General features: G+C 43.3%; 15 protein-coding genes. 9 read left to right on the top strand and 6 right to left on the bottom strand.

Translation table 11 applies throughout. From position 1 onward, the window contains the following. Positions 1 to 201 precede the first annotated feature (201 nt). Positions 202 to 1,596 (top strand): hypothetical protein, encoded by a 1,395-nt coding sequence (locus tag ACVBIU_RS13065; RefSeq protein WP_447163972.1) that lies wholly within the window; start codon positions 202 to 204, stop codon positions 1,594 to 1,596. A gap of 199 nt (positions 1,597 to 1,795) precedes the next feature. Here the strand turns inward: ACVBIU_RS13065 and ACVBIU_RS13060 are convergent, their stop codons facing one another. Further along, positions 1,796 to 3,538, bottom strand: a complete 1,743-nt coding sequence (locus ACVBIU_RS13060; protein ID WP_447163971.1) for a leucine-rich repeat domain-containing protein — start codon at positions 3,536 to 3,538, stop codon at positions 1,796 to 1,798. Between the two features lie 825 nt (positions 3,539 to 4,363). Here ACVBIU_RS13060 and ACVBIU_RS13055 point away from each other — a divergent pair. Next, complete coding sequence (locus tag ACVBIU_RS13055; protein ID WP_447163970.1) at positions 4,364 to 6,247, top strand: beta strand repeat-containing protein; 1,884 nt, start codon at positions 4,364 to 4,366, stop codon at positions 6,245 to 6,247. Between the two features lie 146 nt (positions 6,248 to 6,393). On the opposite strand, the gene ACVBIU_RS13050 is transcribed toward ACVBIU_RS13055, so the two are convergent. Beyond that, a complete protein-coding gene (locus ACVBIU_RS13050; protein WP_447160707.1) occupies positions 6,394 to 6,636 on the bottom strand; it encodes a YdcH family protein in 243 nt (80 codons plus the stop codon). 507 nt (positions 6,637 to 7,143) lie between these two features. On the opposite strand from ACVBIU_RS13050, the gene ACVBIU_RS13045 reads away from it, so the two are divergent. Then, positions 7,144 to 8,586, top strand: a complete 1,443-nt coding sequence (locus ACVBIU_RS13045; protein ID WP_447160708.1) for an MBL fold metallo-hydrolase RNA specificity domain-containing protein — start codon at positions 7,144 to 7,146, stop codon at positions 8,584 to 8,586. A gap of 93 nt (positions 8,587 to 8,679) precedes the next feature. Here ACVBIU_RS13045 and ACVBIU_RS13040 read toward each other — a convergent pair whose 3' ends face one another. Then, the gene (locus ACVBIU_RS13040) at positions 8,680 to 10,167 is read right to left on the bottom strand and encodes a Ppx/GppA phosphatase family protein (RefSeq protein WP_447163969.1); all 1,488 of its coding nucleotides are present in this window, start codon (positions 10,165 to 10,167) and stop codon (positions 8,680 to 8,682) included. Between the two features lie 6 nt (positions 10,168 to 10,173). After that, positions 10,174 to 12,306 (bottom strand): polyphosphate kinase 1, encoded by a 2,133-nt coding sequence (ppk1, locus tag ACVBIU_RS13035; protein WP_447163968.1) that lies wholly within the window; start codon positions 12,304 to 12,306, stop codon positions 10,174 to 10,176. Between the two features lie 277 nt (positions 12,307 to 12,583). On the opposite strand from ppk1, the gene ACVBIU_RS13030 reads away from it, so the two are divergent. Further along, positions 12,584 to 13,639: a hypothetical protein gene (locus tag ACVBIU_RS13030; RefSeq protein WP_447163967.1), complete on the top strand. Its 1,056-nt coding sequence runs from the start codon at positions 12,584 to 12,586 to the stop codon at positions 13,637 to 13,639. A gap of 51 nt (positions 13,640 to 13,690) precedes the next feature. Here the strand turns inward: ACVBIU_RS13030 and ACVBIU_RS13025 are convergent, their stop codons facing one another. Then, positions 13,691 to 14,098, bottom strand: coding sequence for a hypothetical protein (locus ACVBIU_RS13025; RefSeq protein ID WP_447163966.1), 408 nt, complete (start codon positions 14,096 to 14,098; stop codon positions 13,691 to 13,693). 415 nt (positions 14,099 to 14,513) lie between these two features. Between ACVBIU_RS13025 and glnD the strand changes: the two genes are divergently transcribed. Beyond that, positions 14,514 to 17,087 (top strand): [protein-PII] uridylyltransferase, encoded by a 2,574-nt coding sequence (glnD, locus tag ACVBIU_RS13020; protein WP_447160712.1) that lies wholly within the window; start codon positions 14,514 to 14,516, stop codon positions 17,085 to 17,087. Between the two features lie 120 nt (positions 17,088 to 17,207). Further along, positions 17,208 to 17,798, top strand: coding sequence for an HAD-IB family hydrolase (locus ACVBIU_RS13015; protein ID WP_447163965.1), 591 nt, complete (start codon positions 17,208 to 17,210; stop codon positions 17,796 to 17,798). 126 nt (positions 17,799 to 17,924) lie between these two features. On the opposite strand, the gene ACVBIU_RS13010 is transcribed toward ACVBIU_RS13015, so the two are convergent. Beyond that, positions 17,925 to 19,463: a glutamate synthase-related protein gene (locus ACVBIU_RS13010; protein WP_447160714.1), complete on the bottom strand. Its 1,539-nt coding sequence runs from the start codon at positions 19,461 to 19,463 to the stop codon at positions 17,925 to 17,927. Between the two features lie 368 nt (positions 19,464 to 19,831). On the opposite strand from ACVBIU_RS13010, the gene ACVBIU_RS13005 reads away from it, so the two are divergent. From ACVBIU_RS13005 to ACVBIU_RS12995, 3 genes are all read left to right on the top strand, one after another. Next, positions 19,832 to 20,287 carry a hypothetical protein gene (locus ACVBIU_RS13005; RefSeq protein ID WP_447163964.1) on the top strand — a complete coding sequence of 152 codons (456 nt, stop codon included), beginning with the start codon at positions 19,832 to 19,834 and terminating at the stop codon, positions 20,285 to 20,287. Between the two features lie 537 nt (positions 20,288 to 20,824). After that, positions 20,825 to 21,862 (top strand): glutathione synthase, encoded by a 1,038-nt coding sequence (gene gshB / locus ACVBIU_RS13000; RefSeq protein ID WP_447163963.1) that lies wholly within the window; start codon positions 20,825 to 20,827, stop codon positions 21,860 to 21,862. Next, positions 21,846 to 23,825, top strand: coding sequence for a flavohemoglobin expression-modulating QEGLA motif protein (locus tag ACVBIU_RS12995; RefSeq protein WP_447160717.1), 1,980 nt, complete (start codon positions 21,846 to 21,848; stop codon positions 23,823 to 23,825). Before gshB ends, ACVBIU_RS12995 begins: the two co-directional genes overlap by 17 nt. Positions 23,826 to 23,938: the final 113 nt, after the last annotated feature.

Here is a 23,938-nt window from a genome sequence, read left to right as displayed (position 1 = left end):
TATTGTCGGCTAAGTTCTTTGGAGTTAATGTAACTTTTGTTCACATGAGTGATGTCATGGAATAAACCTCTTTAATCTTGATGACTCATTGGTATCTCTTAATAGCTTTGATGAGAAATCCTCTATTTAGCTAAATGCAACCTTCTGTTAACATTGGCCGTTTCTCTAAATCATTAAGATTATCAGTTCTAGGATTGAACAATGAAAACCTTTGCCCTCTGTTTTTTGTTTATTGTAGTTATCTGTATTTCAGGGCTGACGCTCATTGGCTGCCGCGGGGGAGAGAACGCTGGAAGCGAGCAGGCTATAGCGCAGACTGTGGGCTCTGATAAGCCAGTTTTAAATAATGAGTTTGATAGTATTGCCGAGGGATATGTCAAACTCGTCCTTGAGATTGGATTGTATGCTCCCTCTTATGTGGATGCCTATTATGGCCCTGAGACTTGGCGTCCAAAGCCTGAGGTTAAAGAGCTGAAAATTCCACATGAAAGGTTAGCTGGACGCGCGTTAGCATTAAGTACTCGTTTAGCTAGACTCAAAGAGCGGGGGCTTGACCAAGAGCTAGTTCAACGCCATCAATTTTTAAGTAAACAACTTGATTCAATCCCTCACTTTATCGCGACACTGAGTGGCACTTCCTTTGATTTCGATGGCGAGGCCGTACGTTTATATGATGCTAAACCGCCTCACTTTAGCGCTGAGCACTTTGAGGACATCATTGCTCAAATTGATACGCTGGTGCCTGGTGAAAAACCTCTATATCAAAGGGTGGATGTATATCGACGTCAGTTCTTAATTCCTGCTGATAAGCTAGATCTCGTGCTTAGAACCGCGATAGAGGAGGCCCGTAAGCGTACTAAGGCTAATATCACTCTCCCCCAAGATGAAGACTTTCTTATCGAGTATGTGCAGGATCGCCCTTGGAGTGCATATAACTGGTATAAAGGCGAGCATAAGAGTTTGATCCAGATAAATACCAACTTACCGATATTTATTGATGCCGCAGTGAATTTAGCCTCTCATGAAGGCTATCCTGGGCATCACGTCTTTAATGTACTGCAAGAAACGCATCTGGTGGAGGGGAAAAACTGGCTTGAGTATTCAGTTTATCCACTGTCGAGCCCGAATAGTCTGTTATCTGAAGGCAGCGCCGATGCTGGGATTGCTATGGTATTTCCCGCTGATGAATGGGAAAGCTTTGATCGTGAAATTTTGTTCCCTCTGGCAGGGCTCGATCCGAGTGAGGCTCATAGGTATCACAAGTTAAAGAAGCTTTTGGCGCAATTAAGTTACAGCCGCAATGAAGCCGCTCGTTTGTATATGAGCGGTGAAGCTACAGATGAGGCGATCATTGACTGGCTGCAAAATTACAGTCTCAACTCGCCAGTAAGAGCAAAGCATAATCTAAGGTTTATCAAGTCCAGTGGCAGTTATGTGATTAATTACAATTTAGGGGCGGATATTGTTATCGATTATATTGCAAAGTCAGCCAATAAGGATGCAGAGCAAACTTTGGCGGAAACAGAGGTTCAGCGTCGCTGGAGGGTGTTTGAAACCTTACTATCGAATCCTAAAACGGCGTCTTATATGCGCTAAAAAATATCCGACCATGGGTGAGTAATTGTTTCAGGCCTAATTGCTTGCAGCTTAAGGTTTGTCCTACCCTTGTTACAGCGTTAATTGGGTGAGATTACCCCAAGCTTAAATTAGCCGCAGGAACGAGTGTGATAATTGCAGAGAGTTAAAGCCCGCTATCGGCGGGCTATAATTTGTTGGCGTGAAAAATGATTGCTTTTTACTGGCTTAAACATTGACCCACTTGCTGTGGGTTAAGCTCTGTAGTTTGAATGTATCCACCGCCCATACAAGCGGTGTAATGGCTAAAGAACTCTTTTAACTGATCATTCATTGGCAGTGCCGATTGTTGTTTAACCGCAGTTAATGCGTCCTTCAAGCATTGAGATTTAAACGGCTGCAGTTTAATTGCGCAGTTTTTGGCATCTTTAAAACCTAAACAACGCCGGTATTTATCCTGATTGCAAAGGTAATACTCACCTTGAGTGATTAACTTCTCTAGCGTTAAGGCTTGCTCAACAGCCTTATTCTTCCCGCCTTTTAGCACGTTTTTTTCATCCATATTCACCAACATGAAAGACTTTTTGGCGAGCACTGAATCGCGATAAAGAATTTCAAGTGTCCATCGCCCAGTGACTAACTCATGGGCGTCGCCGAAATACCACATCGCCAGATTACGGTCGTGCTTGAACATGGTGTCCGTCCAGCTTGAGGTGGTGAAGCCTTTACCACTTTTAGGGTCGACAATCTCTGGGTGAGTCATGCGAACTGTAATGGGAAACTGGTTTTGCTTGGCAAGGTGAGAATCGACTTTACCTGAGGCATCTTTAGGTAAATTAACCGCGTAACGATAACCGATATATTGGCCAAGTGTTGGCATCACTAATTGACTGGAATTTACATCATATTGAGCCCCATCCTGGGTAATGGTGCCGGCTTCGATGATACTGACTCGGGGCGATAATAGGTTTGAGATATCCTGTTGGTTTAAGACGTTATTGGCGATTGAAACCGGTGTGCCTTCTATCGATAGCATTTTAGGATGGTATTGCGGATCAAGTATCAAACTTTGTAGCGGGTTATTAAATGCAACGAGCTTATTCAGTTTGTTAAAGGTTGAAATGTCTAACTCTGTGATGCGGTTATTGTTGAGCTCTAGTTCAATTAAAGGTGCTGCAGGGCTCAATGTCATATCATCAATCTGGTTGTAATCGGCTTTGACTTTTATTAAGCGTGGATTTTGGCTTAAATCCAATTGCTTGAGCTGGTTATTTCTGACCGCAACAACTCTGAGATCGGGGTTGTGTTCGAGATCCAGCGCGGTAAGTTGATTGCTCGGTAGGTAAAGGTGGTTAAGCTTAGGATTATGGGACAGATCTATTTTACTCAAGGTGCCAACCGATAGATTTAATGTCTGTAATTCAGGATTATGAGACAGGTCAATCTCGGTCAGCTGATGGCGGCTTAAGCCTAAATCTCTTAGTTTTGGTAGCGTAGAAGTATCAATTTGAGTCAGTGGTAATTTATAGGCATAAAGGCTTATAAGCTGTGGGTTTTCACTCACATCGACAGTGGTAATGTTATTGCCTGAAATATTGAGTGCAATGAGTAATGGGTTGTTAGACAGATCAATATCAGTAAGCTGGTTATTACCTACGATAAGCCTATCAAGTTGCTCTAGATGACTGACATCAATGTGGCTGATTTGATTATCCAGCAACACTAATGCTGTCAGAGCAGGCATAAACCTAATTTCGTCTACGTTGGTTATTTGCTGACTATTACAGCTAAGTTGGGTGATTTTGGCCAGTTCCGTGATGCCGTTTTGTTGAACGCATTGTGCAAATTGTGGGTCGGTAAATTGAACCTCGCTGACTTGCTTTGGAGCTTGTGTTAGGGCGCAGCCGCTTAAGGCTAACAGGCTTGATGCCAGTAAGCCTGCGGTTAACTTCAATGATGTCATTTGTTGCTTATCCTTATTCCAAATACTGGGTCAGTTTATTGTCTGTACCTCTAATTCGAGTTTTTTACGCTATATTCAATCGATTTACTGACAATTTTGGTGCTGAATATATTGATAATGGCTTTATGTTTCAATGACTTTTGGGGAGTGGTGACATTAGAAGGTTAATACTTTGATCTTGAGCAAGCTAGGCAATTAAATAAAAATTTACCGAACCTCCCCATAGCCCGATGTAATGACTAATATGGCTTCAGTTTATAGGCTTAAATACTATCGAGCTTTGGAGCTAGTCAAGCTAATCAAGTTAGTATATTCATAGCAATTAGCACGAGAGGATGTGACGTTAGAACTGAAGTTTTTTGAACACATGTAGCTGATTTTACTTTTGGAGTGGCGGCCATATTCACCAAAATAGAATATAGGGGCAACTGTCACTTTGGATACGTTATACACTTCTGCGGGGCGTTATTTTGACACTGTTTGGTTAATAGTGTTTGGTATCGGATTTTTATTAGTTTTTAATGCTGTGAAGGCTGGTTGCTTCCCCTCGAAATAACTAGTAGTTAAGTCTATGTGTGGGAGGTTTTTACAACTTTAGGCTAGTTTGGCTTAATACTTTGAGCGGATTCAAGGACGCTTTTCTCTAAGCATAATCTGTGGCGACATTCTGGTTACCCCTGTTGCGAGCTAGTGACTATCTTTTGCTGTCAGCCGAGTACTCAGAATTGTTTTTTGGAGTTTATATTATTGCAATTGCTCCTTGTCGTGGTAAGCGGGCTCGGTCTGTTACCTCAAAATTGTTAATTTAGGGAAAGGTATAGGGATATGAAATACACTAAAATTGCACTGCTGGTCTCATCAGCTATTTTTGCATCGACAAGCGCTTATGCGACGGGAAGCAACAACAATAACGCAGATGTCACTCAAAATGGTGACAGTAACCAAGCATATGTTTTGCAAGCCAACGAAAGTGTGAGCAATACTACGACAGTGGATCAGAACGGTAGTGCAAACCAAGCATCTGTTTCGCAAACTGAAACGGCAAATGCAACGGCTGATATCGACCAAGTAGGTCAAGGTAACCGTGCTAATATTGAGCAAAATGACGAGATCAGCACCTCAACGGCAACAATCGACACTACGGGTAATGCGAACGTATCAAGCATTAGACAGCAACGTGGTACGCAGGAAGAAGCGACTGCAATCATCACTCAAAATGGTGATACTAACAACGCGACTATTTTCCAAGACAGTGCCGATGGTTCACTATCAAGCATTACTCAAAACGGTTCTGGTGATACGGCATTTATCAATAATTTAGCGACAGATCATGCTAGCGCAACGATTACTCAAAATGTGGGTGGCGGTAATAACGCAACCATTCAACAAGGTGATGCTGATTATGCTACTGCAGAGCTAAATCAAACGGGTAGTGCGAATATTGGTGCTATCGACCAATTTACCAATGCAGATGAGTTTTACGATAAGTCTGATTCTACCAGTGCCACTCTTAATCAAAATGGTGTCGGTAACAATGGTTATATTAGCCAAACTGCTATGCAAACATCAGCGAATGTAGAGCAAATTGGCGATGCAAACATTGCCAGTGTTACTCAAGTCGGTGAAGAGGCTACAGCTAGCCTTGCGCAAATTGGTAATAACAACCAAGGCTTTATTAACCAACAAGCTAAAGACTCGACCACGGCGACACAAACAGGCAATGGTAACAGCCTTTTTGCTAATCAAGCGGGTTCAGAGCATTTAGGTAATACGTTAAGCGCTAGCCAAACTGGTAACCTTAACAACATCTATGTCAATCAAACTGCGGATGCGGGGACTTCACAGTCCGCATCGATTGATCAAATTGGTAATGAAAACCAGGCAACAGTGAATCAGTCAGGTGCAGGCCAAAGCGCTAGCATCACTCAAGCAAGTGATTTAAGTGTTGTTTCGTTAAACCAGCAAGATTTTGGCAACAGCGCGACAGTTAATCAAACTGGTACTGTGCAATCTGCAATTATTACTCAGTTTGATGAATCGAACGTTGCAAACGTGACTCAAGGTGGTATGAATAACCAGCTTTCACTAACTCAGAGTGGCAGCACTGCGGGTAACGGTAATGCAGCAACAGTTAGCCAATTGGGTGACGGTGATTCAGCCATCATTACTCAACTTGGCGAAAGCAACACTGCTGTAGTAGAACAAGCAGACGACAGCTACGGTAACAGTATTAGCATTAATCAAAATGGTCAAGGTAACTTTGCTGCAGCAGGCACACGTTTTGGTTCAGGTAGCCAAATAACGATTGACCAGCAAGGTACTGATAACGTCATCATGGGCGGTGGTAATACACCAAGTGGTTATGGTGACACCGTTGGAGCGGGTACTTGGGGACGTGATAATTTACTTATGGTTTCTCAAGACGGCACGGGTAACCGCGTTTATGCTGATGCAGCACATGATCAGTCTACTGTAGATATCTCTCAGCAAGGTGACTTCAACGAGGCATCGGTTGAATCTTGGTGGGGAGAGCAAAACGATATCACTGTTGCACAAACGGGTGAGTCTCATGTTACTGATGTGCATGTTTATGGTGGCGTAGGTAATCATGTTTCTGTTACTCAGTACGATGCAAGTAACGCTGCTACAGTGACTTCTGTAGGAAGTCATAATAGTGCGACAATCATTCAGGGCAGCATGCCTCAGTAATGAATAACAATGACTAAAAAAGGGAGCTTCGGCTCCCTTTTTGTTGTCAGCTAATGACTCAGAACTTGCTGACTCACATTAGCTGATTAAGCCATAGTTGATTAAGCCTTAGTTGGTTTAGCTTTGACTTGTTAAGTGTTGGCTAATCAAGAGTTGGTATTGAGGCGATGAAACAGTGAGTCTTTTAACTCTGCTCTATCATGCTTCAGTTGATTCATGGCGTCGTCATCAATAGGCGCGCCTCTTAATTCAAGTTCGCGGATCTCTTTATCTAGCGCATTGTAGTGCTTGGTATCTTTAGCAAAAGCTTCATCGGTTTGGCAAAGCTTAACAATGATATCTTGGTACTCAGGAAACTCATGCATTATTGAGTGGTTTTCGCCTAACATATCAACCCCTAAATCGTTAATGGACAGTATTGTTACAAAGCTAAGTAAAGCTAATCGTAGGATTAATTTCAAGGTTACTTGTTGAGGTTTAATACTTCTTTCACAATTAAGCTTACGTAACAACTGCTCATCTTACCTAAAATCTGGGCGATATTTGCAGCCTATTTTACGTTACAACTTACTTATTGAGCTGGCTTGGTTCTCTCGATTACACTTATTCGATTGTACGGATTGTGTCGTTAACCAAGCAGCTATTCTCGATAGAACAAGTAACATTTACAGGCCATGACCTTGACAACCTTAGCTTTAATTTTGGCGTCAACTGACTTTAAAGCCTTGGCATTGATGATTGTCATAAAGGCAGTGGATTTTAAAGCTCCTTTATTTTGATCTCCAACTAGTCGGGATCAGCTTAAGGGTTTATCTTTTAATGATAAGCACCAGAGTTGACTCACCCCATATTGAAGTAACCCAAAGGGGGACGGTGCCTTTATAAGGAAGATTGCTATGCAGATGACTCTCTCTTTTCTTGGCGCTGCGCAAGAGGTGACAGGCTCTTGTCACCTACTCAATATTGATGGTCAGCAAGTGTTGCTCGATTGCGGCCTGATCCAGGGCAGTAAGGCTGATGTGTTACGAAATCATGACCCTTTTGCTTTCACGCCGTCACAGATCCAAGCGGTGGTATTAAGCCACGCCCACATCGATCACTCTGGGCGGCTGCCCTTACTGGTAAAGTCAGGCTTTACTGGGCCTATATATAGCCATAAGGCGACGGTAGAGCTTTGTGCGGTAATGCTCAGAGACGCCGCCATGCTCCAAGCCAGAGATATAGAGAGACTCAACAAGAAGCGTGCAAGGAATGATTTACCTTTATTAGAGCCGTTATTCGATGATGGCGACGTTGACCGTGTTATGCAGCAGTTTGTGGCGCTCGATTATGGCGAGAAAGCGCAAGTGATCCCACAGCTTAAGGTGTGTTTGTCTGATGCGGGACATATTTTAGGCTCCGCTGTGGTGGAACTTTGGCTAGGTGAGGGCGAAGCGACTAAAAAACTCGTCTTTAGCGGCGATCTTGGCCGTGAAGGCATGCCGATATTAGATGACCCAAGTTTAATCGATACGGCGGATTTGGTATTGATGGAAAGCACTTACGGTAACAGGTTACACCGTAGTTGGGACGATACGCTAGAAGAGCTTAAATCAATATTTGCACGTACCATAGAGCAGAGCCGTGGCAATATTTTACTGCCTGCATTTTCAGTTGGCCGAGCCCAGGAGTTGCTCTATCTGTTTCACCTCTACGCTAAAGAGTGGGATCTGTCTCACTGGCGTATTTGTCTCGATAGCCCTATGGCAATAAAAGCGACCAAGATCTATGTCGAGAATTATAACTTAATGGATGAGGATTTTAAGCGCTTCACCCGCTTATCGCCCGGTAAGCACCCGTTACTATCGAATGTGGATTTTATCGATTCCACTGAAGAGTCAATGGAGCTCAACCATATTCACCAAGGACTGATTATTATCGCGGGCAGTGGTATGTGTAACGGTGGTCGTATTCGTTGTCATTTAGAGCATAACCTAGCTAATAGTCAGTCTGATGTGATTATTTGTGGCTATCAAGCGCAGGGGACGCCAGGACGATTGTTAGTCGATGGTGCGACAAGTTTAACCATCAGCGGCCAAAGTATTAATGTTGCAGCGAGGCTACATACGATTGGTGGGTTATCGGCTCATGCTGATCAGGCTGAACTGCTGCGCTGGTATCGACATTTTAACGACTCGCCGCCTCTTGTGCTGGTGCATGGCGAGAGTGAATCGCAGCAAGCGTTGTTGGCTGCACTTAATGAAGATGCGCACAATGCGCCAACTCACAGTGCGATAGCTGAGCAGGGAAACTGTTTAGATCTCACGCAACTGCCTAAGTTTGTTTGGTTAACGCAATAACAATAGCTTTAACAATCGATAGCTAAGAGCAGCCTTAGGGCCGCTCTTTATGTTGTTACTTTTTATTACGCTTCACAGGGTGTTTCTCTGGGGTTAAAAGTGAAGCTTAATGCCTAGTTTGGCGATCTTCGATTGCTCAACCGCTAAATCTCGACTCAATAGCAGTTTTTCTTCATCAGGCATGTCAGGGATGATTAATATAACATGGTTATCTTTAACAGCCATTTTCAACTGTACCGGTTGAGTGCTAATCCGTCCTAAGTTAACCACGATAGCTATTCGAAAGATAACGAGTAACCTGGTTATGAGTAATTTATCTTCTGGCTCCAGTAGCTCAACTCTATTTTGATTGATGCGTTTTCTATGGTTTAACACAAGTAGTGCGAGCAGGGTCTGTTGATGCTGACTAAAACCCGGAAGATCGCTATTTTCAATAATATAGCCACCATGTTTATGATGGGATCGTGAGTTAATATGGATGCCTATCTCGTGTAGTTCGGCTCCGCTTTCTAGCAACCAAAGGTAAGGCGAAATCTGCCAGTCCTCGCTGACTTGCTCAAATAGATGATTGATAGAGTGACTGACATTACTCGCCTGGACAGGATCGGCATGATAGAGCTGTGCCAAGCTGGTAACGGTGCGCTGCTTAATGCTTTTTTGTTGGCCTATTTGTGCCAGCTCGTACAAGATCCCCTCACGTAAAGCCCCTTGGGCAACTTGCATGGTATCTATGGCGAGGCGTTTGAAAAAACTGATCAATATACACAGACCAGCAGGCAGTAGCGCAATGCGTTTGGGGTCAAGATTGGGCAGGTTTATATTATCGATATGACGTGCATCTAACAGATATTGTTTGAGCGTAATTAAGCGTTCTAATGTAATGTCAGTCGGTGTTTCTTGTTGGTGATTTATCGCTTCATATATCGCTTTGACACTGCCTGAGCTTCCGAGCACTAATTGCCAGTTTCCCTTAAAATAGGCATTGGGTAGTAAAGAAAACTGCTTATCGGCTGAAGTCTGTGCGGCCTTGAAGCTGGCTTTGTCGAGTACGCCAGAAGAAAAAAAGCGCTTGTTATAACTCACGCAGCCACATTTGAGGCTGGCTAATGCTGTGGCTTTTGTTTGCTTGCCTATCACAACCTCGGTCGAACCACCGCCAATATCGATAACCAAATTGCGTGTTTGCAGGCTTTGGCTATTGCTGATCCCACTGTAGATCAATCTCGCCTCTTCATGGCCCGATACAATCTCTATCGAGTAGGGGATGATCTTATAGGCGGCCTTAATAAACTGGCGGGCATTCTTAGCGACTCTAAGGGCATGGGTTGCCACCAGACGCACTCTGGGTTGTTCTAGTCCTGAAAAGCGCTGATGAAATTCAGTTAAACAAGTGAGGCCGCGCTCAATGGCTTGCTGATCTAGCTGGCCGTTGTCTGCAATACCTTCTGCGAGCTGAACCTGGCGCTTTTCTTTATGTAAGATCTGAATCGTGCCGTCTTGCTGTCTTGCAATCACTAAGTGAAAGCTATTAGAGCCCATATCGATAGCAACAAAATGGACTGAGTTGTCTTGTGGGGCCACGTTCTATTAAGCCTTCTTTTGTATGGTGTCAGTTTGCCAATAAACAAATGGCGCAGGAGAGTTCGCTAGTATTTGTGCTTGAGTTGCTTCGTAGCGTTGTAAATATTGATGAATAGCCATTTGGCTACGTACCTTTTTTCTATTACCGCGGGAGCGGTATTGATTACTTTGCTCTTGATCGACTATACGAGATTTAGTGTTATCACTTAGCTGGATATGGATGATATCGATAATCATCTTTTTGAGCGCCTGGCTATAAATTGGCGTACAAACTTCAACTCGCTCGTCAAGGTTGCGAGTCATCCAGTCAGATGAGCCTAAAAAGAGTTTCTGTTCACCATTGGCATGAAATAGCATCACGCGAGAATGCTCTAAATAGCGATCAACAATACTGTACACCTCGATATTACTACTGACTCCAGCAAGTTGCGGAATGAGTATGCACATGCCGCGAATAATCAGCTTAATGCTCACACCTGCTTGAGAGGCCTGATACAGCTTTTCGACCATGACTTTATCGACTAAATTGTTTAGCTTCAGCGTGATAGCCGCGGGCTTGCTCAGCTTAGCGCTATCAATTTCATCATCGATAAGGTTGAGCCATTGCTGCCTTGAATTAAAGGGCGATACGATTAAGTGATCAAAGTAATCTCGCTGATAGGGACGCTTAAGTAGATCAAAGACATGCTTAACCTCTCGGGCAATGGCTTGGTTAGCGGTAAACAGTGAGAAGTCAGTATAAAAACGCGCAGTACCTTCATTAAAGTTGCCTGAACCAATATGAGCGTATAGCCGAGTTTTGTCGTTTTCTTTACGGCTGATCAGGCAAAGTTTTGAGTGTACTTTTAGGCTCGGGATCCCGTGATGCACCTTAACGCCAGCCTCTGCTAAGCGTTTGGTCCAATCGATATTGGATTGTTCATCAAAGCGGGCTCTGAGTTCGATAACCGCAGTCACTTGCTTACCGTTTTGTACAGCATCGATAAGAGACTGCATGATGTGGCTGTTTTTGGCGACGCGATAAAGGTTAATCTTAATTGAATGTACAGCCGGATCGAATGCGGCTTGACGCACCAACTCAGTAAAGTGAGAGAATTTATGATACGGGTAGTTCAGTGCAATATCGCTGTGATTTATGGCGTCAAAACAGTTGTTGAAAGCATTGAATTGGCTACTTTCGATGGCGCTAAGGGTCTCATAGCTATGCTTGCGTCGACTCGATACCGGAAAGTCGATAAAGTCTTTAAAGCTGTGGTAACGCCCGCCAGGCACTAAGCATTCGGTTGAGCTGATGCTTAAGCTTCGTTTTAACATCTTTAGCATAGAGCTTGGCATGTTTCGGTCAAAAACCAGTCTTACGGGTTGTGCCTGTAAACGCTTGCGAATGGCATTACTCATTTGTTCTAACTGAGTTTTTTCAAGTTCCTCAGTAATATCAAAGTCTGCATCTCGGGTCATTTTCATTGAATAGACCTGGATGCTGTCGTAGTCAAAGAAAGGCTGGAACAGCTGGTCGATACAGTGGCGAATGATATTGTCTAGTAAGATAAAATGTCTATTCTTACTTGATTTTTCATGGGGAAGCTCAATAAAGCGAGGTAAGTTGGTATTGGGGATTTTTACAAATGCATAGCGACTCACCTCTCCCTTTTGCAAGCTTGTGCAAAGGTAAGTCGAGTCATCATCAATATGGTTAATAAGTTTATTCTGCTTGGTGATGATAAGTGGGGCGATGTGACGAATAAGCTGATCTTTAAAGTATTTATTTAGCCAGGCACTATGAAAGTCACTGAGCTGTTTCTCATTAATCAAGAAGATGTTTTCTCGTGCAAGGGCTTTCATCAAGGCATGATAAGTGTCATCGAAATGCTCCTGAAGCTTAAGCACTTTATCTTGGATCTTATTCATCAGCTTCTGGTTTTTATCTGATGCGTTGGGGTAAGTGAGTAATATTTCACGCCTCACCGCTGCCACTCTGACTTTGAAAAATTCGTCCATATTACTGGAGTAGATCCCTAAGAATCTGACCCTTTCGATTAGCGGAACAGCCTTATCACACGCTTCTTGTAATACCCGTTCGTTGAAAGATAACCAAGAGAGTTCTTTGTCGATAAATAAATCTGGATTGATTGAAGACACTGCCTATCCTATTTTGATTCAGCTTAAATACATCGTTGAGCTAATCGCGCTAGCGCATCCTGCTAGATAGATTCTTACTCCATATAACGCCAGTTTATTGAGCTTGTATGACACTTTTATTTAAATACGCCATAGGTGAGCAAAACTATTGTTAGTGCAGCATGGTGCAACTTATTGGTCATATTCGCGGGTTAAGGTTGAAAATCCAGATGTAAAGCCGATGTGATGAGTGATACTCTTGCGAAACATTTCTTTCATGTTTTGAGTACCATACTTGTTGTATAAGCGATTATTCTTCCCTCTGGCTTTAGCGTGTTATCACAGCTTATTTGTCCCGGTACATGCCTCTGAAATACGGGGGGCAGAGGCTAATACTGCCAAGAGTGATACTCAGGCTGATACTCCAAAGAGGGATACTCAGGCCGAAACGAATGATCAGAGCCAGGATGAAGATCCGTCGTCTCTTAGTGCTGAAGACGATCCTTGCTATAGCCAGTCGCAGATGGAAGGCACAATCGATAGGGCTTTTGATTACCTCAATACTAAGTTTTGTCAGCCTGCTATTTGGTTTGATAGCTTTTTTGTGGATGAGCGCGTCGAAGAGGATGCTAGAGCAGGCACTATAGTGCGCTGGTATAACGACTTTTCTTATTATGAAAAAGAAGGGTTTAAGTATCGGGCTAACCTTAACGCTAGATTGCATTTACCCGGTGTCACTAAACGTGTAAAGCTTATTTTGGACTCAACAGGCGAAGATGACCCTTTTGCGTTTATTAAATCTCCAAATGACAAAAATGAAAGAGACATTGGACTGAGGTACGACTGGTACGCCAAAGATCGTGTCAGTTTTAATATTAAGGCTAACTTTAAACCTAAAGTAGAAGCGCGTTGGCGCTACACTTATCCCATTTCTGACAGTACAGTGACTCGGTTAACTCAGAAGCTTTATCAGGAGAAAAAGGTGACGGGGGAGTCGACTGAATTTGATGTTGAGCATGCTTTTAACGAAACATTTGTGGGGCGCTGGAGTGCGGTAGCACAGTACGAGAGTCGTGGTAATGGTTGGGAGTTTGGTTCAAGTGCCAAGCTGTATCAATACATCAATAATAAACAAGCGCTAAGTTACCAAGCCAGCATTTATGGCGTTAATGAGCCTTATCATTATGTGAAAAATGCCAGTGTCAGCCTCACTTATCGGCAGAATGTTGCCAGAGATTGGCTATTCTATTCGATCACTCCTGAATATAATTGGAGTAAAGAGGATGAGTTTTCAGAGCGTATCAATCAATTCATCCTTACATTTTCTCTCGAAGTGCTGTTCCAGAATGTGTAGCATTACTGCTACTGGGATTAACTTTGCCATTATTGTTATTGGCTAACAGTATTAATCGATACCAATAACCGCTTCGATGCTAGGTTCGGTTTTTATCTCAGCCTGTAGGACTGGGGTTGTTAGCTGCTCTGCCAAGATAATAAGACTATCGGTATAGGAAAACCCATAGCCATAGCCACCTTCAGTGCTGACGCCATTACCGAGTAGGTGAGGGTCGCTGAAGTGATCTTTAAAGACATAATCTCCAGACGTCACAGGGGTTATCTGCTGCACTTTAAAGCCATCATTATTCAAGGCTTCGATAGCTTGTTGCAGATCATCATTGAGGCGTTCGTTATCAATCTTACAGGTTGAATATTCAAAGTCAGATGTTTTCGGCTTCGCGGCCCACATCTCCTCACGCTTATCGGTTTCAATCTTGGCAAAATAGCTCTTCACTAATACTATTTTCTGTTTCATTGATGCGCCTTAGTCTGTTATTTTCGTGCAATATTTAGAGGCGTTGATAACGCGAGTCTTGTCTGTTTAACGCTACAGATTACTCTATTAGCACTAACCGGTAAATATGATTAACTCTTTATTATTCAAGGCGGTTATAGAGGGGGAATGACGGTGGGTTAGCGAAAATACTTTCACAATGTTATTGCAACGGCTATTCATTTTTGTTGATAAAGGTAGGCTTATCTTGCTAGGTAACGCTAGCTAAATCTGTGATTTGTTGAAAAAAAGTCCTGTAATTGTTATGGTTGTGTCGCGATTAATCCAGTCAAATCATGTTTTCAGCGAACTAAATAGCACGTTGAATGTTGTCATCTACCTTGGTGTCTTAAGGTATAAACCAGTGGTTATATAGCGAATAGGAAAGTACCTTATTATGTCTAATATAGTGGAACTGAATTCTCTCTCGGAGTTGAAGTTTCATATAAAAACCTTCGACGAAAAGCTTAACGAGCAGTTTTTAACGCTGCCTGTGCAAACTCTACTTAAGAGGCGCGCTAAGCATATAGACGAAATGTTGGTTGCATTATGGAAGATGTACAACCTGCATAATACCTCTATGTCGCTTAATGCGGTGGGAGGATATGGTCGAAGGGCACTGCATCCAAGGTCTGATATCGATTTAGCCATTATTGTCGAGCAAGAACTGACCCCACATCAGCAAGAACAATTATCACTTTTTCTCACCCGCCTCTGGGATTTTGGTTTAGATATAGGCCAAACCGTTAGAACACTCTCTGAATCGACAGAATCAGCCCGCTCAGATATTACCATTGCCACCAACCTGCTCGATATCCGCTGTTTAGTTGGCGCCAAAAAACATGCGCAAACCATTAAAGAGCAGCTTTATCAAAATCAGCTATGGACCAGCCTGTCTTTCTACGATGCTAAAATGGCTGAGCAGCAATTAAGGCACAATAAAGCGCTAAACACCGCACTTTATTTAGAGCCCAATCTTAAGAATAACCCCGGTGGATTGCGCGATGTGCATACGATCATGTGGATTGCGCAAAAGCATTTCTCATTGGCTAATGCCAACGCCCTTAAAACCATAGGCTTTTTACAGCAAGATGAAGTGTATGAGCTGCTCGAAGCGTATGACTTCATCTGCCGTGTTAGATGGGCGCTTCACTGCGTGACACAATCGGCGCAGGATGTTTTGTTATTTGAGCATCAAGCAGGTGTGGCCGAGTTTATGCAGTTTGGCCAAGGCGATAATAGCCAGTTGGCGATCGAACGTATGATGCGTCAACTCTTTAGAGCCATGACGCGTGTGCGAGAGTTAAATCAAATTATCTGTGACTCATTTAAGCTTGATACGCTAAACGAAACCGAGCGCGGCAATCTGCAATCAATTGATAAATACTTCAGTGTTTGTAACGGACTGATTGAGGTTAAGTTTACTCAGGCGTTTATTGATAAACGCCAAGTGATGCGGATGTTCAAGCTTATTGCTGAGAACGATAATATTGATGGCATTGCGCCGCAAACCCTTAGATTACTTAGGCAAACTCGCCGTGGTTTATTGGGTGAGTTACAAGATTATCAAGGGTGTCGTGAAGAGTTTTTAGCGATTTTGGCGCACCCTAAGGGACTGCGTAAATGTTTAGGTTTAATGCACCGTTACGGCGTACTCGCTGCGTATTGCTCACAGTGGCATGCTATTGAAGGTCAGATGCAGTTTGACATGCATAACGCTTTTACTGTGGATGAGCACACCTTTAAAGCGATCCAATATATCGATAGCTTTGCCCTCAATAAGAAAAACAGCCTTACCTATAGTATTTATCAAAATATTGGTAATCGATTCGCACTGGTATTTGCCACACTCTGTCATCACCTATCTGGGAAGCAGGCGATTGAAAACAGCGAATTAAGTGCAATTCAAGCGAAAGAGTTAGCCGAGGAACATTTGCTTAAAGCCTCGACCACAGCGCTGATTTATTGGCTAGTGGCGAATCAAGATGTACTCATTAGTGCCATTCAAACCCAAGATATTAGCGATCCTGATGTTATAAAACACTTGGCTAAATCCATTGGCTCGGAGGGTAAGCTAAACGCACTGTTTTTGTTTACCATTGCCGATATGATGGCGACCAACGAAAGCTACTGGAATGACTGGCAAGAAAGCCAGTTAACTCAACTGTATATGGCGGTTCGTGAGACGTTAAAGCAGGGGATTGAAAATATATTCGAAGTGCGAACAGTTATCCGTGAAAACCAGGCGGATGCCAAGGCTGAGTTGCTAAAACAGGGGGTTGAGGAAGATCGCCTTAATCGCTTCTGGCACAGTTTACCGAATAACTTCTTTAGTGGTAATTCGTTAGTGGATATCATTGAGATAAGCCAAGGTATTTTGGCGGGGGAAGCGGGCACGACTCGAGTGTTGGTGGGTAAAAATGGTGAAAACGGCTTTACCAGTATTTTTGTTTATACCGAGGATAGGCCTAAGCTGTTTGTTGACCTGTTTAAGACGTTAGCAAGTTCGAAGCTTAAGGTGAAAGATGCACAGATGATGCAGACTAAAAATGGTCAAGTATTGGAGATCATTAAGGTGCTAGATCATAAAGATGAGCCTATTGATGATGAGCCAAGGTTAGAGCAAATAGTTAAGCGGATCTATCGCGCTATTGACCAAAAAGACAGACCTAGAAAACTCATGACGCCAAGAGCATTGAAGAATTTCGATAGTCCTCCGGTCGTAACAGTGCTGCACACCACAAAGAAAAATAGAGCCCTACTAAAGGTAAATACCTTAGATGACCCTATTTATTTAGAGCAGATCTGTAATCTATTATCTGAACGTAACCTGAGTATCCACTCGGCGAAAATTAGTACCTTAGGGGAATGTACCGAAAATGTATTTTTGGTCTCTAACGCAGAAAACAGTTCCTTTGGTCATGATGAACAGTTAAAACTCGTGGATATTATTGAAGAAGAGATAGCCTAACCTCAGTTAAAATGCCTGATTAATTTGTGGTTAAGGCTAGGGTTAGAGTGAGAGTTAAGAGTTAGATGTTAGACATTAATTAAGCATTAAGCATTAAGAGTTAGGCGTTAGGAGAACGATTTGAAATTGGTTTTGTTTGATTTTGATGGCACCTTGACTCAACAAGATATGTTTACCAAATTTATCCTTTACTCTGCCACGCCTGTGCGATTAGTGCTTGGCATGGTATTTATGTCACCGCTTTATCTGCTATACAAGTTAGGTATTATCCCTGCGAGAAGGCTTCGGCCGTTTGTGAGTTTTTTGGCGTTTGCTGGCCGCAATAAACAGCAAGTTGAGGCCATAGGGCAAGTTTATGCAGATAAGATCATCCCCAGCCATATTCGACTCGATGCAATGCAAACCCTCAAGCAACATCAAGCAGATGGTGCGACCATTGTCCTCGTCTCAGCCTCACTAGATCTCTACCTTAAACCTTGGTGTCAGATGATGAATATTGAGCTTATCTGCAGCGAAATGGCCTACCATGAACAGCGCTATACTGGCTACTACAGTGCTGATGATTGCAGTTGCCATGTCAAAGCTGACAAGGTCAGTAAACAGTTTGATTTAAGCCAGTACAATATCATTTATGCTTATGGTGACACTAAAGAGGATTTAGCCATGTTGGCGCTGGCTGATAAAGCCTATATGCGGGGAGTGGAGCAGTAAAGGGGCTACTCTTGTTAGTTGTCAACGTTGTAAATATTAAAGCCCTAGTTTCTCACTAGGGCTTTTAAAAATAATGTATTAACCATTAATGGAACTTTAAAGTCTTGGATAGTGCTCTGTGGACTGTTAAGGCGCCATAAATCCGGAATATTCAACCCCGGTTAATCGAGCCATTTCAATATGCCATGTGGCTAAATCGTCCTTATTAAACTGACTCAAGTCGTCATGGCCACAAGCGCGGGCCATGACCTGCATAAGTTGCACCGAAGCGTTAAAAAAATTCTGTAATTGCTTGGCAGATTTATCAATGTTAAGCCTTTTGCGAAGCTCAGGGTTTTGAGTCGCGATGCCAGAAGGGCAGTTGTTGGTATTACATATTCGTGCGGCAACACAGCCAATTGATTGTATTGCACTATTTGATATTGCTACACCATCGGCGCCTAAGGCGAGCGCTTTGACAAAGTCGATGGGAGTACGTATACCGCCAGTGGCAATTAACGTGACTCGACCACTCTCACCTTGCTGCTCAAGGTAACGTCTTGCTCTAGCAATCGCAGGAATAGTCGGCACACTGATATGGTTGCGAAAAATGTCAGGTGCCGCTCCGGTGCTGCCTCCTCGGCCGTCAAGTATGATGTAATCGGCACTGGCATCTAAAGCAAATTGAATATCGCGTTCGATATGGTTAGCGCTGAGCTTGAAGCCAATGGGAATACCGCCCGATACTTCTCGGACACGGTCGGCAAACCGCTTAAAGTCAGCGCTACTTTTAAGATCGGTAAAGGTAGGGGGCGAGATAGCATCAGTGCCTTCAGGTAAACCACGCACTTCAGATATTTTTCCAACATTTTTACTCGCGGGTAAGTGGCCACCAGTACCTGTTTTTGCGCCTTGGCCGCCTTTAAAGTGAAAGCTTTGCACTTGGCTCAGCAAGGCTTCTTTATAGCCAAATTTTGCGCTGGCAAGTTCATAGAAATAACGCGAGTTTTCGGCTTTCTCCTCCGCTAACATCCCTCCCTCACCAGAGCAGATCCCAGTGCCTGCGAGTTCAGCGCCACGGGCGAGTGCTATTTTGGCCTCCTCAGATAGGGCCCCAAAACTCATATCAGAAACAAACAGTGGGATGGCTAATTTAAGTGGTTTACGTGCCTGTGGGCCAATGATGAGCTCGGTTGATACTTCTATGTCTTCCATTAAAGGTTTTGTGGCCATTTGTGCCACCATCAATTGTAAATCGTCCCAGTGTGGGAGCTCGTTGCGTGGTACGCCCATCGCGGTCATTGGGCCATGGCGGCCAACTTTAGATAAGCCTTCTCGTGCCAGTAGGTGGATATATTCAAGGGTCGGCTCTGCTGGCGTATTGGTAGCCTGGGGAGGCGCGTCGCTGATAAGAGTGACTTCAGGGCCTTGTTTACCTACATCGGCTTGAACAAATTGTTCATGTGAGCCGTCGCAAAGAGGCGGATTAGCACTGTATTTACACTGACACAGATAGGCTTCTTCGTTGTTATCAGCAGTGAATGCCAGAGGTGTAAACTCGGTACCAGCATGGGAACCGTCACAAAAAGGCTGGCTTTTAGAGCGACCGCAGCGACAAAAGTAGTACTCTTTTCCCTGTACTAGGGTGACTTTAGCTGGTTTGTTATCGGCAATGATAGGTTTCATTTCCCCCCCTTAAGGTGTGCACCACTAAAAATTGGACGTCGAAAGTTGCTTAAAGCATAGCCATAAATCTATTCACTTGATGTTTTTAACATGCTGATGGATTTGAATTAAGGCTTAGCTTGCGGATTAGGATGACTGCCAGCGCTCTTGATTAAGCACACTTGTTCAAGGGGGGAGTTCAAGCTTTAAATAGAAAGCTTTCTATTTAAAGCCTTGGGCCAGCAGTTAACTCAGCTTGAACATTTGATAAATCACGACTAAGTTTTTTAGCTGAGTCTTTTACTTATTCAGAGTCCACTCTTTACCACTTGCAGGATTAGCGAAAAGCTAAAGAGCCTTATAGAGTCGCTCTATATGAAGGTACCAAAATGAGCCAGTTAAAAAAGTTACTAGTCATCATCAGTGTTTTCTTTTGTGCCATGTTAAGTGCTCAAGAGCACTATGATGCTCCCTCTAAAGGCGCTAAAGAGATGCCTGGGGCAAAGGGCACCTTTGCTTTTAAACCTACAGATTGGATAGCCGGTGAAACAACCTGGTGGAAAGATACCGACGGTGTGGCCCCTGATGTGGCTGGATGTCACGTGGCTACCGATATAGAAGGTAACTTAAACGGAAGAACCTTTGGAGAAGCCTGCCTTGAAAATGGCTTGCTGGTGGAGTCAAACCCAGGTAAAGATGTGCTGCACCGTCATACCGATGATACCGGTCACCCTGATGTATTTGATTGTAATGCCTGGTGTGTTGGGACGGGCAATACTAGTGGCATGTGCACCGTGGCTCAGGCTGATCCATGTGGAGCGTCTGCCGTGTGTCAGTGCCAATAAATTGCTATTGACTCGAACGTTCGCGTATCTCTGGTTGATGATGTTTTTTGAGTGATGTCTTTTGGTGACCTTTGATGACTTTGCGCTGTTAAGGCAAGGTCATTAATTGTGTCTCAGTGCTAGTATCCATCGTCATAGTATCCATGGCGGTAGCGCTCCCGGTAACGGCCTCTGCATTCATCTACTTTCTGGACCCTGTCAGTCGTGCTTAGCGCTGCTCTATATAGCTACATATACGTATAACCCAAAAGCCCTGAAAGCCTATGCTACAGGGCATCGGGGCTTGTCGACTTGTTGTGTGATTAGTGAATAAATTTATTTTATTTTGTGTGAATATTTTTATATTCCAATTGCAAGTTTTGGTGTAAATTACCGCTACCTTATCTAGTTCAACTTGTATTGATAGATAGATGCCATAGTCCGGTTTAGGTCATTTCACCTAAGTCATTGTGTTGTTTATTTTGAATACTCTACTCCTCCCCAAGCCACCACCTGGCCCAAGATCTTTAGAGCATTCCGTTTTATTAAGAGATCCCATTGAATATTCTATTTTTGATGTATCCGTGGTCGACGGTTGTGCCGGAGACCGACACAACGCTGCGGTTAATTCATGAGTGTGTTGCAAGGGGGCATACCGTTGCGCTTGCCACCACAAGTAATTTAACCATGCGTGACTCTGAAGCCAGTGCATTTTGCCAAGTATTCAATAAAGAGGCATCAGCGCCGAGTAACATCGTGTCTTTTTATAAGAAGGCGCGGTTTAAAACGGTTCAGTTGCCACTGGCTGGATTTGACAGCATCTTTATGCGTGCCAGCCCGCCGCTGGATCCTATCGCGCTAAACTTCCTTGATTCTGTGCGTGATGATGTGTTCATCATGAACGATATTGATGGTTTGCGTATCGCCAATAATAAGCTCTATACCGCATCATTTGATGACCCCAATAATACCTTTATTCCGGTTACTCACGTTTCGAAAACACCTGAGTATTTAGAGCAGGTGCTGCGTGAGTCAAAGACGGACAAGATGATCATGAAACCGCTAGATGGTTTTGGCGGTCAAGGGGTTATTTTAGTTGAGAAAGCGGCGCAAAAGAGTTTCCACTCACTGCTGCAGTTTTATATCAACAGTGGCAAAGGCGGCAACTACGTTATTTTACAAGAATATGTAGCGGGTGCTGAAGCTGGCGATGTGCGTATTTTAATGCTCAATGGCGAACCTATTGGTGCCATGAAGCGTGTGCCTGCAGAAGGAGAGGTTCGCTCCAACATTCATGCAGGTGGCAGTGTGGTTAAGCACACATTGACCAAGAAAGAAAAAGAGCTATGCAAGCATATTGGCCCCAAGTTAGTGCGTGATGGCTTATTTTTTGTAGGTATTGATGTTATCAGTGAAAAGTTGATTGAAGTTAACGTACAAAGCCCTGGTGGCATTATGCGTATAAACAAGCTGAATAACGTTAAGCTTCAAAAGAAAGTTATTGATTTTATTGAAAGTGTAATCAATGCCAAACAAGCATTAAACACAAGAAAAACAGAATTTAGAAAGGCGATAGAAGATGCTCACGTTATCTGAAAAAGAATGTATTACGTTAATTAATAAAGGTGAGTGTTTCCACGCTGAAGTTGAGTCTGGTTCATTTACGGTCAAGATTGATGAGTACTCGCCGTTTGTGTGTACCGCTATCCATAACGGCCATCGTCTGCGAGATGAACTGAAAAAGAACTGCAAATTAACCGATGAAGAACGTCTTTATGCTGAGGCGCCTTATACCGCAGAAATGTTGTCGTCTTTTCCTATTGTATTAGTGGGTAACGACTCACGTTTTGAATATGACTTGAACCGCCCAAAGGCGCATTCAACTCATTTTAAAACGGCCTGGGAAAAGCCATTAACCATTAAGCAGCGTAACGAAAGCCATGCAAAACATCAGTCTTTTTATAATGTACTGAGTGCATTGGTTGCGCGTTTAGAGAAGCAGTTCAAAAACAGCATTGTATTTGATGTTCACTCATATAATTACCAAAAAATTGAAGCCGATACGCCAACATTTAATATTGGAACCAGCCAGATTGATATTGAACGTTGGGGGACGACTTGCCAGAACTTTGAAAAGCAGCTGAGTAAAATTGAGTTACCGAACCTTGCTGTACGCGCAGCAAGAGATGAAGTGTTCCAAGGTCGCGGCTATCTTATCGCACATGTGAACGCGCATTTCGATAACACCTTAGTGTTGCCACTTGAAGTGAAAAAAGTGTTTATGGATGAAACCTCTGGTGAGCTATACCCATTGGTTTTAGAGGAGCTGAAAGCGGGCACTAAGCAGGCTATCTCTGAGACGGCGGCTTATTTTATGCGCCGTTTTGGTAAGCGAAAATCGGTCAGAAATGTTGACTTACTATCGTCAAGCTTACCGCCTGAGATCTTGTCGCTTGATAAGAGCCTATTTAAGCTAGCCAGTAACGTCGCCACACTGAAATATATTAACCCGATTAATATTGCCAGTGAGCGGAAAAAGTTTTTAGCCCGTAAAGGTGTCGCTGCGCCAGAGTTTAGCTATAAGCAGCTAAACCTAAACCCATATCAGTTCCGCGAGCAACTATATAAGCTGCCAGTGGCCAATATTATGGATGCGGATATTCAACAGCTTTATCGCCATGTGATTGATAACTTAGCAACAAAAATTGATCTGTTATGCTCTATTGGCACTGACGAGTTTGTTTATAACTCGCTTAAATATTACGGTCAGCCAGATAAAGACGATATTGCTAATGCTGAGTTCTTACTGCGAGCACCCGATCTTGAAGGTGATGACGAAGAGGCCATTTATGATTCTGCCTATGCGGTGAAGTCATTCCAACAGCAAGCGGATGAATGGGGTCTTAAGTGTAAGGTTGAAAAGTCATCGCGTATTGTAGCTAAGGCGATGGTAAACAATGAGCGTGGTAGCTTGTTAATCAACAAAGATGCCATGTTTACTAGCAAAGAGTTGATTGCGTTTGCCTACCATGAGCTGGGCGTGCATATGTTGACCACTGTTAATGCTCGCCGCCAAAAGTTAAGGGTGTTGTCCTTAGGGCTTGTGGGTAACACCCATACTCAAGAAGGTGTGGCAATTTACAGTGAGTATTGCTCGGGCAACTTGACCTTAAATCGCCTTAAGATCTTGGCATTGCGAGTTATTGCGGTGAATCTGATGTTAGAGCAGCGTGATTTCTCGATGACCTTTGAAACGCTTAAGCGTGAATATGGTCAAACAACTGAGCAAGCCTTTACCTTAACCACACGTGTTTACCGTGGCGGTGGATTAACTAAAGATTTCCTTTACTTAAAAGGCTTTAGAGATATCGTTAACTTAAGCAAAACCACGTCGTTAGATAATTTACTAGCAGGTAAAGCAGGTACGCTTGATTTACCGATTATCAACGAAATGGTTGAGCGTAATATGTTAGAGCGTCCAATCCCGTTATTTGAGCTTAAGCATAAATCGACACCTGAAACAGCCGTGATCGACTACCTTATATCGGCAATCCGCTAATACAAGCTAGAGTGTTAATAAAGCGCCTTGTTACTCACGTAACAGGGCGTTTTTTATTGCCTATTCGGTACCATTTATAAGTAAGTTGTACCTGGCAGACCGTTTGAGTTTAT

The organism is Shewanella sp. 30m-14, assembly GCF_052977125.1.
Note: the sequence above shows the minus strand (reverse complement) of the source record. Positions and strands in the feature narration are given on the sequence as shown.

Bases quoted from the DNA above. Each gene is read 5' to 3' on its own strand.
- ACVBIU_RS12995 (WP_447160717.1), top strand. From the start codon at position 21,846: ATGCTCACGTTATCTGAAAAAGAATGTATTACGTTAATTAATAAAGGT.
- ACVBIU_RS13045 (WP_447160708.1), top strand. From the start codon at position 7,144: ATGCAGATGACTCTCTCTTTTCTTGGCGCTGCGCAAGAGGTGACAGGC.
- ACVBIU_RS13005 (WP_447163964.1), top strand. From the start codon at position 19,832: ATGAGCCAGTTAAAAAAGTTACTAGTCATCATCAGTGTTTTCTTTTGT.
- ACVBIU_RS13055 (WP_447163970.1), top strand. From the start codon at position 4,364: ATGAAATACACTAAAATTGCACTGCTGGTCTCATCAGCTATTTTTGCA.
- ACVBIU_RS13065 (WP_447163972.1), top strand. From the start codon at position 202: ATGAAAACCTTTGCCCTCTGTTTTTTGTTTATTGTAGTTATCTGTATT.
- ACVBIU_RS13050 (WP_447160707.1), bottom strand. From the start codon at position 6,636: ATGTTAGGCGAAAACCACTCAATAATGCATGAGTTTCCTGAGTACCAA.
- ACVBIU_RS13060 (WP_447163971.1), bottom strand. From the start codon at position 3,538: ATGACATCATTGAAGTTAACCGCAGGCTTACTGGCATCAAGCCTGTTA.
- ACVBIU_RS13010 (WP_447160714.1), bottom strand. From the start codon at position 19,463: ATGAAACCTATCATTGCCGATAACAAACCAGCTAAAGTCACCCTAGTA.
- ACVBIU_RS13025 (WP_447163966.1), bottom strand. From the start codon at position 14,098: ATGAAACAGAAAATAGTATTAGTGAAGAGCTATTTTGCCAAGATTGAA.
- glnD (WP_447160712.1), top strand. From the start codon at position 14,514: ATGTCTAATATAGTGGAACTGAATTCTCTCTCGGAGTTGAAGTTTCAT.